General features: G+C 70.0%; 13 protein-coding genes and 4 tRNA genes. 12 read left to right on the forward strand and 5 right to left on the reverse strand.

Going from position 1 to position 13,973, the window contains the following annotated elements:
• The first annotated feature begins 58 nt into the window (after nucleotides 1-58).
• Nucleotides 59-1,117, forward strand: a complete 1,059-nt coding sequence (locus tag P6166_RS13550; RefSeq protein ID WP_277764987.1) for a hypothetical protein — start codon at nucleotides 59-61, stop codon at nucleotides 1,115-1,117.
• Here P6166_RS13550 and ppk2 read toward each other — a convergent pair.
• From ppk2 to hemA, 5 genes are read right to left on the reverse strand one after another with little or no spacing between them, the layout of a single operon-like run.
• The gene (gene ppk2 / locus P6166_RS13555; RefSeq protein WP_277764988.1) at nucleotides 1,102-1,878 is read right to left on the reverse strand and encodes a polyphosphate kinase 2; all 777 of its coding nucleotides are present in this window, start codon (nucleotides 1,876-1,878) and stop codon (nucleotides 1,102-1,104) included. The genes P6166_RS13550 and ppk2 overlap by 16 nt on opposite strands.
• A gap of 31 nt (nucleotides 1,879-1,909) precedes the next feature.
• Nucleotides 1,910-2,428, reverse strand: coding sequence for a molybdenum cofactor biosynthesis protein B (gene moaB / locus P6166_RS13560; RefSeq protein WP_277764989.1), 519 nt, complete (start codon nucleotides 2,426-2,428; stop codon nucleotides 1,910-1,912).
• A gap of 47 nt (nucleotides 2,429-2,475) precedes the next feature.
• Nucleotides 2,476-4,179, reverse strand: a complete 1,704-nt coding sequence (locus tag P6166_RS13565) for a UDP-N-acetylglucosamine-peptide N-acetylglucosaminyltransferase (RefSeq protein ID WP_277764990.1) — start codon at nucleotides 4,177-4,179, stop codon at nucleotides 2,476-2,478.
• A complete protein-coding gene (gene prfA, locus P6166_RS13570) occupies nucleotides 4,176-5,258 on the reverse strand; it encodes a peptide chain release factor 1 (protein WP_277764991.1) in 1,083 nt (360 codons plus the stop codon). The genes P6166_RS13565 and prfA overlap by 4 nt, the downstream gene beginning before the upstream one ends.
• Nucleotides 5,236-6,534, reverse strand: coding sequence for a glutamyl-tRNA reductase (gene hemA / locus P6166_RS13575; protein WP_277764992.1), 1,299 nt, complete (start codon nucleotides 6,532-6,534; stop codon nucleotides 5,236-5,238). Before hemA ends, prfA begins: the two co-directional genes overlap by 23 nt.
• 64 nt (nucleotides 6,535-6,598) lie before the next feature.
• Between hemA and P6166_RS13580 the strand changes: the two genes are divergently transcribed.
• The 11 genes from P6166_RS13580 to P6166_RS13630 all read left to right on the forward strand — a co-directional run bounded on the left by P6166_RS13580 (nucleotide 6,599) and on the right by P6166_RS13630 (nucleotide 13,850).
• Nucleotides 6,599-8,272: a tetratricopeptide repeat protein gene (locus P6166_RS13580; RefSeq protein ID WP_277764993.1), complete on the forward strand. Its 1,674-nt coding sequence runs from the start codon at nucleotides 6,599-6,601 to the stop codon at nucleotides 8,270-8,272.
• Nucleotides 8,269-8,913, forward strand: coding sequence for a lipoprotein insertase outer membrane protein LolB (gene lolB / locus P6166_RS13585; protein ID WP_277764994.1), 645 nt, complete (start codon nucleotides 8,269-8,271; stop codon nucleotides 8,911-8,913). The genes P6166_RS13580 and lolB overlap by 4 nt, the downstream gene beginning before the upstream one ends.
• On the forward strand, nucleotides 8,910-9,782 hold the full coding sequence (ispE, locus tag P6166_RS13590) for a 4-(cytidine 5'-diphospho)-2-C-methyl-D-erythritol kinase (RefSeq protein ID WP_277764995.1): 873 nt from the start codon (nucleotides 8,910-8,912) through the stop codon (nucleotides 9,780-9,782). Before lolB ends, ispE begins: the two co-directional genes overlap by 4 nt.
• A gap of 3 nt (nucleotides 9,783-9,785) precedes the next feature.
• Nucleotides 9,786-9,862 (forward strand) — tRNA-Gln (locus tag P6166_RS13595).
• A 76-nt stretch (nucleotides 9,863-9,938) separates the two neighbouring features.
• Entirely contained in the window at nucleotides 9,939-10,898 is a 960-nt protein-coding gene (locus P6166_RS13600; protein ID WP_057648845.1) for a ribose-phosphate diphosphokinase, read from the forward strand.
• 95 nt (nucleotides 10,899-10,993) lie between these two features.
• Complete coding sequence (locus tag P6166_RS13605; protein WP_277764996.1) at nucleotides 10,994-11,614, forward strand: 50S ribosomal protein L25/general stress protein Ctc; 621 nt, start codon at nucleotides 10,994-10,996, stop codon at nucleotides 11,612-11,614.
• A gap of 54 nt (nucleotides 11,615-11,668) precedes the next feature.
• The gene (pth, locus tag P6166_RS13610; RefSeq protein ID WP_277764997.1) at nucleotides 11,669-12,250 is read left to right on the forward strand and encodes an aminoacyl-tRNA hydrolase; all 582 of its coding nucleotides are present in this window, start codon (nucleotides 11,669-11,671) and stop codon (nucleotides 12,248-12,250) included.
• A 73-nt stretch (nucleotides 12,251-12,323) separates the two neighbouring features.
• Nucleotides 12,324-13,415, forward strand: coding sequence for a redox-regulated ATPase YchF (gene ychF, locus P6166_RS13615; protein ID WP_277764998.1), 1,092 nt, complete (start codon nucleotides 12,324-12,326; stop codon nucleotides 13,413-13,415).
• Between the two features lie 139 nt (nucleotides 13,416-13,554).
• A tRNA-Tyr gene (locus tag P6166_RS13620) sits at nucleotides 13,555-13,640 on the forward strand.
• A gap of 28 nt (nucleotides 13,641-13,668) precedes the next feature.
• Nucleotides 13,669-13,742 (forward strand) — tRNA-Gly (locus P6166_RS13625).
• Between the two features lie 32 nt (nucleotides 13,743-13,774).
• A tRNA-Thr gene (locus tag P6166_RS13630) sits at nucleotides 13,775-13,850 on the forward strand.
• The last annotated feature ends 123 nt before the right edge of the window (nucleotides 13,851-13,973 follow it).

The raw sequence follows: 13,973 nt of genomic DNA on the forward strand, positions 1-13,973 counted from the left end.
AAGCGCCGGGGCCGGGTGCCGATATATCGGCATCGATCTGCGACCAAGGGGAAGGGCGATGACGACATGGCGACGGCGGCGCGCGCGCGCGGGACGACGCGCACGCACGTTCTGGATCCTGCTGGGCCTGGCGCTGTGCACGCTCTCGGCGGTGGTCATCGCCGGCCAGCCGCCGGCGGTGCAGGTCGGCGTGGCGATCGGTTTCGCCATCCTGCTGCTGTTTTCGGCGTGGCGTGCGCAGTGGGCGCGGATGACCTTCAGCGCCTCCTCCGGCGTGGACCTGATGGCGCTGGTGGCGCTGGGCGCCGATGCCCTCGACGACAGCCTGCCGGCCGAGGACGCGCTGCCGGACCCGCAGCGCTTCGACCCGGACGATGCCGGCCGCCGCCCGTGGCGCGATCTGGACGGCGCGCAGGTGCTGCGCCGCCTGCAGCAGCAACACGACGCCTGGTGGCTGGCCGAGCAGCGGCGCGTGCGCCAGCAGCAACGCCAGCGCGCCCTGGGCCTGGCGCTGGCGCTGGTGGACCATGGCGTGCCCTTGCGCGATGGCGACGACGCGTTGCCCGATACCGCCGCCCTGCGTGCCGAGGCGCTGCTGCTGCAGGCCGACCCCGGCCCGGCCGTGCTCGACGAACGCCCGGCGCTGCTCGCGCGCCGCTACGAACTGGCCATCGCCGCCACCAGCGGCGGCGAACACGAAGCCTTGCAGGTCCAGTGGCGCCTGCTGCGTGCGCTGCGGCCGCTGGTGCCCGGCATCGTGCACCTGCGCGAGCGCGGCTGGCGCATCGGCCGCCTGGCCTGGAACCCGCAGGCCGACCTGGACCAGGTGGACGTGGCCTACGCCTTGGCCACCGATTTCCGCCAGCTGCTGCGCGATTGGCTGCTCGGCGCCTCCACGGTGCAGCTGCCCGACGGCATGACGCTGGAGGCGTGGTTGCTGGCGCGCTGCCCCAACCTGCGCCGCGAAGGCGGCGACGACCTCACCCAGGTCGAGGCCGCCCAGCCGTTGTGGCCGGCCTTCCTGCAATTGCATCGCGCCGCGCTGGCGGCGCTGGACGCCGCCGCGCGCGAGCGCGAATCGGCCGCGGCCGCGGGCGGCGCTCAGTCCAGCTGGTAGGACCGGATCGGCTGCAACACGCCGAACTTCTCCTTGTGCAGCTTGCCGGGCAACGGCGGCAGGTCCGGTTCGTCGGACGGCAGGTGCACATCGGGCAGGCGGTCGAGCAGGTCGCGGATCAGCGTGAGGCGGCCCCGCTTCTGGTCGTTGAAGTCCACCAGCGTCCACGGCGCCCACTCGGTGTGGGTGGCTTGCAGCATGGCCTCGCGCGCGCGGGTGTAGTCGGCGTAAGCGGTGCGCGATTGCAGGTCGACCGGGGAGAGCTTCCAGCCCTTCAGCGGGTCTTCGTGGCGCTCGGCGAAACGGGCTTCCTGTTCCTTCTGGTCCACCGTGAGCCAGTACTTGAACAGCAGGATGCCGTCCTCCACCAGCAGGTGCTCGAAGCGCGGGGCCTGGTGCAGGAAGGTCGTGTACTGCTGCTCGGTGCAAAAGCCCATCACGTGCTCGACGCCGGCACGGTTGTACCAGCTGCGGTCCATCAACACGAGTTCGCCGGCGGCCGGCAGATGGGCGACGTAGCGCTGGAAATACCACTGCGTGCTCTCGCGGTCGCTGGGCTTGGGCAGCGCGACCACCCGGCACTGGCGCGGATTGAGATGCTCGGAAATGGCCTGGATCACGCCGCCCTTGCCGGCGGTGTCGCGCCCCTCCAGCAGCACCAGGGCGCGTTGCCCGGTGTGCTGCAGCCAGCGCGCCATCGAGACCAGCTCAAGCTGCAGCGGCTTGACGAGCTTTTCGTATTCCTTGCGCTTGAGCGCCATCGCGTGTCCTCTCGGGGTAGGCGCGGCCAGCCTACTCGTGCAGGCGTGGGCGCAGTGTCGCCAGGTTGCAGGGGCGGGTGCGCGCGTCGAGCTGGGCGCGGATGATCTTTTCCCAGCCGGTGCGGCATGCCGAGCCCGAGCCGGGCAGGGCGAACAGGAAGGTGCCGTTGGCCAGGCCGGCGAAGGCGCGCGATTGCAGCGAGGAGGTGCCGATTTCCTCGAAGCTGATCGCGCGGAACAGCTCGCCGAAGCCGGGCATGGTCTTGTCCAGCAGCGGCAGCAGCGCCTCGGGCGTGCTGTCGCGGCCGGTGAAGCCGGTGCCGCCGGTGACCAGGATGCCGTCCACCGCCGGATCGGCGATCCAGGCCGACACGATGGCGCGCAGGCGGTAGCGGTCGTCCGGGGCGAGGGCGCGTTCGTGCAGCACGTGGCCAGCCTCGGCCAGCGCGTCGCAGAGGTAGGCGCCGGAGGTGTCCTCGGCCAGCGTGCGGCTATCGGACACGGTGAGTACGCACAGGCGCAGCGGAATGAGATCGGTATGGGCGGTCATGCGGCCAGCCTAGCCGTTGGCCCGCGGGCCGTACAGGCGCCGGCGGCTCAGCCGTGCCAGCCGTGGCGGCGGCCGATGTCGCCGGCCAGCGCGGCGAAATCGCGTGCGAATCCGGCCATGTCGAACAGGCTGCTGGCGGCGCGCCGCGCGGCCAGTTCGCCGCGCAGCGCCGACAAGCGCGCCGGCGTATTGCCCAGCGCGACGGCATGCGCGACGAAGCCGGCGTCGTCGGCCAGGTTGAGCGCGTCCAGCCCCAGGTGATGGTTGAGGCTGCCGGCCACGCGCGCGGCGAACGTCTGCCCGGGCGTGGTGAGCACCGGGCAGCCGGCCCACAGCGCGTCGGAGGCGGTCGTGTGCGCGTTGTACGGATGCGTGTCCAGGAACAGGTCCGCATGGCGGTAGCGCGCCAGGTACGCCGGGTGCGGCAGCTTGGGCATGAACACCAGCCGCCGCGGGTCGATGCCCTCGCGCCCGGCCGCCGCGCGCAGCCGCGCATCGGCGTGCCCGGGGCCGGAGAGCAGCCACAGCACGCTGCCCGGCACGCCGCGCAGCACCGCCATCAGGCGGCCGAAGCTGCGCGGGTTGAGCTTGTAGCTGTTGTTGAAACAGCAGAACACCACGCCGTCCTCGGGCAGGCCACACGCACTGCGCGGAGGCGGTTCCTCCACGATGCGGGTGGTGTCGGAAGGCTGGAATGCGCGCGGCAGGCGCAGCACGGTTTCGCTGTAGTGCGGCGCCAGCGCGTCGGGCAGGGCGAAGGCATCGCCGATCACGTAGTCGATCCACGGCGCGCCGGACGTGCCGGGGTAGGCCAGCCAGTTGATCTGCACCGGCGCCGGGCGCAACGCCAGCACTTCGGGCGCGCCACCACCGCCCCAGCCGCGCAGGTCGAACAGCAGGTCGATGCCCGCGCCGCGCAGGCTGTGCGCAATGGCCTGGTGCGGCTGACCGGCCACGTCGTGCAGCGGGGCGGCGGCGGCCAGGCGGCGACGGATCTCGCTGCCGTCGTCGCGGTTGAGCGCGAACAGCTGTGCCTGCACCTGCGGATGCGCGCGCAACGCTTCGAACATCGCCACCGTGAGCAGGCCGGTGGGATGGGCGCCGAAGCCGTTGGACAGGAAGCCCAGGCGCAGCGGGCCCTCGCGGCGGACCTGGGTGGGTGCAAGCGGGCGGAGCCGGGCGAGGGGGGCGGCGCGCAGGCGCGCGCAGGCCAGTTGTTCGGCCGCGCTGCTGTCCTCGCTGAGGAACGCGAAGGGCTCCACGCCAGGTTGGCCCTGGGCAACCGCCTGGCGCACCTGCCGCGACAGCGCATCGAGCTGCGTCCAGTCGCACAGGCGGCGTTGCCAGTTGAGCGCCTGCGCCGCGATTCCCGGCGCATCGGGCATCAGCCGATGCGCGATGGCGTAGGCCTGCGCCGCCGGCTCGGCGTCGCCGGCGTCTTCCAACGCGTGGCCCAGCCACAGCGCGATGCCCGGATGCTGCGGCATCAGCGCGGCGGCGTGCCGCAACAACGTGACGGCGGCGGCGTGCTCGGCGCGCATCCAGTGCAGGCGGCCACGCCGGGCCAGGGTTTCGGGATGGTCGCCGCGCAACGCCTGCGCGCGCTGCAGGGCATGCCCGGCGGCCTCCAGTGCGCCCACGCCCATCTCGGCGTCGGCCAGCATCAGCCAGGCGATGAAGTCGGCGGGGTTGCGCCGCACGGCTTCGCGCAGCTGCGCGTGTTCCTGCCCAGGCGAGGCGGTGGGGTTCACGCCGCGCCCAGGCGGGCCAGTTCGTCGACCTGATGCTCGTGCTGCAGGCGGCCGATGAGGTCGCCCAGGTCGCCTTCGATGATGTTGGGCAGGTCGTACAAGGTCAGCCCTTCGACGCGATGGTCGGTGATGCGGCCCTGCGGGAAGTTGTAGGTGCGGATGCGCTGGCTGCGGTCGCCGCTGCCGACCTGCAAGCGGCGGCTCTCGGCCTGCGCGGCGGCCTGCTTGCTGCGCTCGGCATCGAGCAGCTGCGCCTTGAGCCGCTTCATCGCCTTGTCGCGATTGGCGTGCTGGCTGCGCTCGGTCTGGCACTCGACCACCACGCCGGTCGGCACGTGGGTGATGCGGATCGCCGATTCGGTCTTGTTGACGTGCTGGCCGCCGGCACCGGAGGAGCGGAAGGTATCCACTTTCAGGTCGGCCGGGTTGATCTCGATCTCTTCCACGTCGTCGGCCTCCGGGATGATCGCCACGGTCGCCGCGGAGGTATGGATGCGCCCCTGCGATTCGGTGGCCGGCACGCGCTGCACGCGGTGGGTGCCGGATTCGAACTTCAGCCGCGAATACGCGCCACGGCCGACGATGCGGGCGACGATTTCCTTGTAGCCGCCATGCTCGCCCGGGTTGTCGGATTCGACCTCCACCTTCCAGCCCTGACGCTCGGCGTAGCGGGCGTACATGCGGAACAGGTCGCCGGCGAAGATCGCCGCCTCGTCGCCGCCGGTGCCGGCGCGCACTTCCAGGAACAGGTTGCCTTCGTCGCGCGGATCGCGCGGCACCAGCAGCAGGGCGAGCTGGCCGTCGAGCGCCTCCAGCCGGGCGTGCGCGGCGGCGGCTTCCTCCTCGGCCATCTCGCGCAGCTCGGGATCCGAGCGCATCGCCTCGGCGGCGGCGAGGTCGGCCTTGGCGCGCGCTTCCTCGGCCAGCGCCAACGCCACCGGTTCGAGCTGGGCGAATTCGCGCGAGAACGCGCGGAAGCGTTCGTTGTCGCCGACAACCTCGGGATCGGAAAGCAGGCGTTCCAGTTCTTCGCGGCGTTCGGCCAGCGCTTCGAGCTTACGGCGAAGGGTCGGCGTCATTCGGGGTCACGATGGGAGGCGTCGTTGCGGGATGCGAATAGCCCGGCTTTTCCGGGAACAGGCGGTCGGCGGCGCGCGCGAGTTCGGCATCGCCGCTGAGCGCGGCCTCGCGCAGCGCGGCGGTCGGCGGATGCAGCAAGCGGTTGGTCAGGCCGTGCGCGAGTTGTTCCAGCACTTCCTCGGCGGAGCGGCCGTTGGACAGCTGGGCGCGCGCCTTGGCCAGCAATTCGTCGCGGGTGCCCTCGCCGAACGCGCGCAGGCGCTTGAGCGGGGCGTGGTGCGCGCTGGCCTGCTGGCTTTCCATGTAGCGCGCGACCTGCAGCTCGATGATCGCCTCGGCCGCGCTGGCGGCCTCGCGCCGGCTGCGGCGGTTGTCCTCCACTGCGCGTTCGAGGTCGTCGACGGTATACAGGTAGGCATCGCCGAGTTCGGCCACGGCCGGGTCGATGTCGCGCGGCACCGCCAGGTCGAACAGCAGCACCGGCTTGCGCCGGCGCGCGCGCAGCGCGTCTTCCACCAGCCGCTTGCCGACGATGGGCTCGCGCGCGGCGGTGGCCGAGAACACCACGTCGGCCTCGGCCAGGTGGCGCGGCAGCTCGTCCAGCGGCAGCGCGTAGCCGCCGTGCTGGCTCGCCAGGGCCTGCGCATGGGCCAGCGTGCGGTTGGCGATGAGCAGGCGCTTGACCTTGCCTTCGCTGAGGTGGGCCGCGGCCAGCTCGATGGTCTCGCCGGCGCCGATCAGCAGCACGGTGGATTCGTCGAGGCGGGTGAACGATTCCTGCGCCAGACGCACCGCGGTGGACGCCACCGAAACCGGATTGGCGCCGATGCGGGTGTCGGTGCGGGCGCGTTTGGCCACGGAGAAGGTCTGCTGGAATAGACGGTCCAGGCGGTTGCCGAGCGCGCCGTGCTGGCGCGCGGCCGCCCAGGCGTCCTTCACCTGGCCCAGGATCTGCGGCTCGCCCAGCACCATCGAGTCCAGCCCGGTGGCGACGCGGAACAGGTGGCGCACCGCCTCGCTGTCCTGGTGCTGGTAGAGGTAGGCCTGCAGGCCCGGCGCATGGGCGTCGAGCCAGCGCGTCAGCGATGCCGCATCCTCGGCCACGGCATACAGTTCGGTGCGGTTGCAGGTGGACAGCAGCGCCGCTTCGGCGACCTCGGGCAGGGCGCGCAGCGAGTCGAGCGCGCGCGGCAACGCCTCGCCATCGAACGCGGCGCGTTCACGCAGATCCACCGGTGCGGTCTGGTGGTTGAGTCCGAGCACCCACAAACTCATTCGGGTCGCTTGCGATAAGCTGCTGGCCATTCAGGGCCCCCATTTTACGGCCCGGCAGCCCACGATGCCCGTTTTCCTGCGAGTCCTCAGCGTTCTTCTGTTGTCGACATGCGCCGCCACCGCCGCGGCGCGCCCGCCGGCGCCGCCGCAGGCCGGCACGGACAGCCACCTGGAACCGGTGCTGGCCGGCGAATTCGCCCTGCAGGCCGGCGAGTTGCAGGAGGCCACGCGCTGGTACCTGCAGGCGGCCCGCGAGACCCCCGACGACGCCGGCCTGGCCGAGCGCGCCGCGCGCATCGCCATGCTGGCCGACGACGATGCCAGTGCCGCCCAGGCGTTGGCGCTGTGGCGCCAGCGCGCCCCGCAGTCGCTGGCCATGCGCAGCACCGAGGCCACGCTGGCGCTGCGCAAGGGCGAGCGGCGGCAGGCGCGCAAGCAGCTCGAATCGCTGTTGCGCGATCCTGATCCGCGCGGCTGGCGTTTCGCCCTGGTCGCGCTGGCCAGCGCCTCGCGCGAGCCGGACGCAGTGGCCCAGGTGATGGGCACGCTGGTCTCGGCCGGCGCGATCCCGAACGAGATCGAGGCCTGGCAGGAGTTCGGCCGGCTGGCGCTGCGCATGGAGCGCCCGGCGCTGACCAAGCAGATCGTCGATGAGGTCGTGCGCCGCTTCCCGCAGGAGCCGCGCGTGGCCCTGCTGCACGCCAACCAGCTCTCCCAGGCCGGCAAGCGCGAGGAGGCGCTGGCCCTGCTGCGCGGGGTGGAGCCCCAGGCCGCACGCGACCCGGAACTGCGCGCCGCGCTGGCGTACAGCTACGACGGCCTGGGCGAGCCGGCCGCGGCGGCCAAGGTGCTGGCCGCCGGCCCGCAGGACACCAATACCTACGGACTGCGGGCCTCGTTGCTGGCCAAGCAGCACGACGAGGCGGCGCTGACCGCGCTGTATGACGAGCTGAAGGCCAATGCCGGTTCCCCGGACCCGCAGCGGCGCCTGCTGCTGGGCAAGATGGCCGAGTACCTGGAGCGCTACCAGGAAGCGGTGGACTGGTATCGCGGCGTACCCGGCGGCCCGCAGCGCAGCGAGGCACGGCTGCGCACGGCCAATGCGCTGTTCAAGCTTGACCGCCGGCAGGAAGCCTACGACACCGTGCAGGCGCTGCAGGGCGATGCCGATGCCGACGACGATGCGCGGCGCGATGCCTATGTGCTGGAGGCCGAGCTGCGGCAGACGCAGGGCGACGCCGCCGGGGAGCTGGACGCCTTCGCCCGCGGCCTGGCCGCCTACCCGGACGACAACGCGCTGCTCTATGCGCGCGGACTGGCCTGGGAGCGTCGCGACGACATTCCCCGCGCCGAGGCCGACCTGCGCAAGATCCTGGTGACCGAACCGGAGAGCGTGGCCGCGCTCAACGCGCTCGGCTACACGCTGGCCGACCGCACCACGCGCTACAGGGAGGCGCTGGCGCTGATCGAGCGCGCGCGCACCGCCGCCCCCGACAACCCCGCCATCATCGACAGCTACGGCTGGGTGCTCTATCGCATGGGCCGCAACCGCGATGCCCTGGTGCAGCTGCGGCGCGCGTGGTCGCTGGCCAAGGATGCGGAGATCGGCGCGCACCTGGCCGAGGTGCTGTGGGTCAGCGGCCAGCAGGACGAGGCGCGGCACTATGCCGAGCAGGCGCGCACCATTGATCCCGACAACCGGGCCTTGCAGCGCATCAAGGAGAAGTACGGTCTATGAGTTTCCGTGGTCAGGCGCTGCCGCTGTGCTTGGCGGCCGCGTTGCTGTCGGCGTGCGCAGGTCCGGCGCCGCGTCCCTCGGCCCCCGCCGCGCCGGTGCCGGTGAGCGCCGAGGCGCGCCAGGCCGAAGCCGCGCGGCAGGCGTGGTTGCGCGCCCATCCGGATTGGTCCTTCCAGGGCCGGGCGGCCATCAGTAAGGGCCGCAATGGCGGCAGCGGGCGCGTGGACTGGCGCCAGACCGGGCGTGATTACCGCATCCAGTTGAGCGCGCCGGTCACCCGGCAGAGCTGGGTGCTGAGCGGCGAGGGCGCCACCGGGCAGGCCCGGCTGGACGGTGTGGAGGGCGGTCCGCGCAGTGGCGACGACGCCCAGGAGATGCTGTTCCAGGCCACCGGCTGGCAGATTCCGGTCGAGGGGTTGCCGGCGTGGGTGCGCGGCCTGGTCGACGAAGGCCAGGCGGGCGTGGTGCGCGATGCCGAAGGACGGCCGGCGGCGCTCGAACAGGCTGGCTGGCGGGTGGATTACCAGGAATGGTTTCCCGCGCAGGCCGACCGCCCGGCCCTGCCCAGGCGCATCGAGGCCAGCAGCGGCGACGCGAAGGTCCGCCTGGTGCTGGACCAGTGGGACGTGGCCTCGCCATGAACCAGGGGGTTTCCGAGGGCTGGTCGACCTGGCCGGCCCCGGCCAAGCTCAACCTGTTCCTGCGCGTGGTGGGGCGGCGTGCCGACGGCTACCACGATCTGCAGACCGTTTTTCGCATCCTCGACTGGGGCGACACCGTTCACTTGCGTCCGGGGCCGGCCGGCACCATCCGCCGGATCGGGCCGTCCGCGCCCGGGGTGGCGGAGGCCGACGATCTGGTCGTGCGCGCGGCTGAATTGCTCCGTTTGTCGGCCAACTGCTCGCTTTCGGCGGATATCCGCGTCGAAAAGCGCATTCCGGCCGGCGGCGGGTTCGGGGGTGGGTCGTCGGATGCCGCTACCGTGTTGGTCGGGCTCAACGCCTTGTGGGGCCTGCGCTGGCCGGTGGAGCGACTGGCGGCGCTCGGCCAGCGGCTCGGCGCCGACGTTCCCGTATTCATCCACGGCCACAACGCCTGGGCCGAGGGGGTGGGGGAGCGGCTGACGCCGATCGACCTGCCGCCCGCGTGGTACCTGCTCGTGGATCCGGGCGTCCATGTGCCGACCCCCGAACTTTTTCGGGCTCCCGATTTGACGCGCGATGCCGCGCCCGTGAAAATAGCGGACTTCGCTTCCGGAACCCTGCTCGACAACGCGTTCGAGCCGGTGCTGCGCCGCCGCGAACCCGCCGTGGAGGCGGTGTTCCAGGCCCTGGCGCGTGTCGGCTCGCCGCGCTTGACCGGCTCGGGTGGCGGCTGTTTCGTCGAGTTCGATTCGTTGCACGCCGCCGAGCGCGCGCGTGCCGAACTGCCGGTGGAGCTGCGCGCCTGGATCGCCGGCGGGGCCGCAAGGTCCGCGCTGCTCGATACGCTGGCGGCGATGAAGGTTTGATGCAGGGGCGTCGCCAAGAGGCCCAAGGCACCAGGTTTTGATCCTGGCATTCGTAGGTTCGAATCCTACCGCCCCTGCCATTTGCGGCCGCGCGCCCGCCAGCGCGCCGCGGATGCACGCACGACCCGCTTTCCCGCCGCCGCCCGAGCCTTCTCCATGCAAGACGAACGCAACCTGCTGGTCTTTTCCGGCAATGCCAACAAGCAGTTGACGCAGAGCATCTGCAAGGAGCTGGGCGTACGCATGGGCAAGGCCCTGGTCTCGCGTTTCTCCGACGGGGAAGTGCAGGTCGAGATCGAGGAGAGCGTGCGTCGGCAGGAAGTGTTCGTGGTGCAGCCGACCTGCGCGCCGAGCGCGGAAAACCTGATGGAACTGCTGGTGCTGATCGACGCGCTCAAGCGCGCCAGCGCCGCGTCCGTCACCGCGGTCATCCCGTACTTCGGTTATTCGCGGCAGGATCGCCGCATGCGCTCCTCGCGCGTGCCGATCACCGCCAAGGTCGCCGCCAAGATGGTCAGCGCCATCGGCGCCGACCGCGTGTTGACGGTGGACCTGCATGCCGACCAGATCCAGGGCTTTTTCGATGTCCCGGTCGACAACGTGTACGCCTCGCCGTTGCTGCTGGCCGACATCTGGCGCGCCTACGGCACCGACAACCTGATCGTGGTCTCGCCGGACGTCGGCGGCGTGGTGCGTGCCCGTGCGGTCGCCAAGCGCCTGGACGACGCCGACCTGGCCATCATCGACAAGCGCCGCCCGCGCGCGAACGTCGCCACGGTGATGAACATCATCGGCGACGTGCAGGGCAAGACCTGCGTGCTGGTGGACGACCTGGTCGACACCGCCGGCACGCTGTGCGCCGCGGCCGCAGCGCTGAAGCAGCGCGGCGCGGTGAAGGTGGTGGCCTACTGCACGCACCCGGTGTTCTCGGGCCCGGCGGTGGACAACATCACCAACTCGCAGCTGGACGAGATCGTCGTCACCGACACGATTCCGCTCTCCGACCAGGCGCGCGTGTGCCCCAAGATTCGCCAGCTGAGCGTGGCCGAACTGCTCGCCGAGACCATCCGGCGCATCGCCTTCGGCGAATCGGTCAGCTCGCTTTACGTGGATTGAGCCGGGAGACCGGCTTGCTGTAACGGCTCCCCTGGTCGCGGGGGAGTCGCAAGACCGCCGCGAGGCGGTTCATTCAACCTAGGTAGTGAAAAGAAATGTCCAAGACCCATGAAATCAAGGTCCAGCGCCGCGAAGACGAAGGTAAGGGTGCGAGCCGCCGCCTGCGTCACGCCGGCCTGATCCCGGCCATCGTCTACGGTGGCGACCTCAAGCCCGTCAGCATCCAGCTCGACCACGAAGAAGTGTGGCTGGCCCAGCAGAACGAGTGGTTCTACTCCTCGATCCTGGACCTGAGCCTCAACGGCGACGTGCAGAAGGTGCTGCTGCGTGACCTGCAGCGCCACCCGTACAAGCAGCTGATCATGCACATCGACTTCCAGCGCGTGAACGAGAACGAAAAGCTGAATGCCTCGGTCCCGCTGCACTTCATCAACGAAGACAAGTCGCCGGCCGGCAAGTCGGCCGAGGTCGTCGTGACCCACGAGCTGAACGAAGTGCAGGTGAGCTGCCTGCCGAAGGACCTGCCGGAGTTCATCGAGGTCGACCTGTCGGCCCTGGAAGTCGGCAACGTGATCCACCTGTCGGACATCAAGCTGCCGTCCGGCGTGGAGATCCCGGAGCTGAAGCTGGGCAAGGAGCACGACGTCGCCGTCGTGATCGCCAAGCACGGTCGCGAAGAAGCCGAGGCCCCGGCGGCCGAAGGCGAGGACAAGTAATCGCCGCGTCTCCCCCGCGCCTTGCGCGCGGGGGAGCGTTGCGGTGGTGACGGCATGCCTGGACTGCGACTGATCGTCGGACTCGGCAATCCCGGTCCGGAACACGCCCAAACCCGGCACAACGCCGGGTTTCGTTTCGTCGACGCCCTCGCCGACTCGGCGGGCGCGCGCTGGAACCTGGAATCCAAGCTGTTCGGCGAGGTGGCCCGCGTGGACATCGCCGGCCAGCCGGTGTGGCTGCTCAAGCCGGCCACCTTCATGAACCTCAGTGGCAAGTCGATCACCGCGGCGCTGCGCTTCTGGAAGATCGAGCCCGAGCAGATGCTCGTGGCCCACGACGAACTCGATCTTGCGCCGGGCATTGCCCGTCTGAAGTTCGACGGCGGCCATGGTGGCCAGAACGGCCTGCGCGACACGATCCGATTGCTGGGCCACGGCAAGTTCCATCGCCTGCGCGTGGGCATCGGCCATCCCGGCCACAAGGACAAGGTGGTTCCCTGGGTGCTGGGCCGGGCCAAGGGCGAGGACGACGTGCTGATCGGGCGTGCCATCGACGACGCCATCGCCGTGCTGCCGCTGGCCGCATCAGGTAACTTCAACGAGGCGACCAAGCGCCTCAATACCGCCAAGGCTTGATGGTTGGGGATTCGGGATTTGCCGGTACGCCGCGCGAATCCCGAATCCCGAATCACCAATCCCCGGATCAATCATGGGCATCAAATGCGGCATTGTCGGCCTGCCTAACGTCGGCAAGTCGACCCTGTTCAACGCGCTGACCAAGGCGGGCATCGCCGCGGCCAATTTCCCGTTCTGCACGATCGAGCCGAATGTCGGCATCGTCCCGGTGCCGGACCTGCGCCTGAACCAGCTGTCGGAGATCGTGAAGCCGCAGAAGGTCGTGCCGACCGCGGTGGAGTTCGTCGACATCGCCGGCCTGGTCGCCGGCGCGGCGAGCGGCGAGGGCCTGGGCAACAAGTTCCTGGCGCACATCCGCGAGGTCGATGCGATCACCCACGTGGTGCGCTGCTTCGAACACGGCGACATCGTGCACGTGGCCGGCAAGGTGGACCCGCTGTCGGACATCGAGACCATCGACACCGAACTGGCGCTGGCCGACCTGGACAGCGTGGAGAAGGCGCTCAACCGTGCCGAGCGCGCCGCCAAGGGTGGCGACAAGGAAGCGGCCGCGCGCAAGCCCGTGCTGGCCAAGCTGCAGGCCGCACTGGCCGAGGGCAAGCCGGGTCGCTCGGCTGGCCTGGACGAGGAGGAAAAGGCCCTGGTCCGCGACCTGTTCCTGCTCACGCTCAAGCCGGTGATGTATATCGCCAACGTGCTGGAAGACGGCTTCGAGAACAACCCGCACCTGGAAGCGGTGCGCAAGCATGCCGAGGCCGAGGGGGCCGAAGTGGTGCCGGTGTCGGCGGCGATCGAGGAAGAGCTGGCGCAGCTGGACGATGCGGATCGCGATGCGTTCCTGGCTGACTTGGGCCTGGACGAGCCGGGCCTGAACCGCGTGATTCGCGCCGCCTACAAGTTGCTCGGACTGCAGACCTACTTCACCGCGGGCGTCAAGGAAGTGCGCGCCTGGACGGTGAAGGCCGGCGCCACCGCGCCGCAGGCCGCCGCGGTGATCCATACCGATTTCGAGCGCGGCTTCATCCGCGCCGAGACGATCTCCTTCGACGACTTCATCAAGTACAAGGGCGAGGCGGGGGCCAAGGAAGCCGGTCGCCTGCGCCTGGAAGGCAAGGAGTACCGGGTGCAGGAAGGTGACGTGCTGCACTTCCGCTTCAACGTGTAACCCGGGCGGCGCCGACGCGCGTCGCGCACCCAAAAAGATGTAAATTTTTGTTGACAACCATCGGGGGGCCGCCCAAAATTGCGGGCTCTCCACACCGGCTTGAATGGCCTCGCGGCCACGATTGACGGGTGGAAAATCCGGAGGGATACCCAAGCGGCCAACGGGGGCAGACTGTAAATCTGCTGGCTTACGCCTTCGGTGGTTCGAATCCACCTCCCTCCACCAGTTTCACGTTGTGGCAAGTCATCCCGATGCGGGAGTAGTTCAACGGTAGAACCTCAGCCTTCCAAGCTGATGGTGCGGGTTCGATTCCCGTCTCCCGCTCCATTGAACGGAAAACGTGCCACAATACGCAACTCGCTCACGTAGCTCAGTCGGTAGAGCACCTCCTTGGTAAGGAGGAGGTCGAAGGTTCGATTCCTTTCGTGAGCACCATCTTCAAGCCGCCATACCTTTCAACGAACACCGAGAAGAATCAGCCATGGCCAAGGGTAAGTTCGAGCGCACCAAGCCGCACGTCAACGTCGGCACCATCGGTCACGTCGACCACGGCAAGAC

Origin of the sequence: Stenotrophomonas sp. HITSZ_GD (genome assembly GCF_029543105.1) — a bacterium.
Taxonomy (GTDB): Bacteria; Pseudomonadota; Gammaproteobacteria; order Xanthomonadales; family Xanthomonadaceae; genus Stenotrophomonas_A.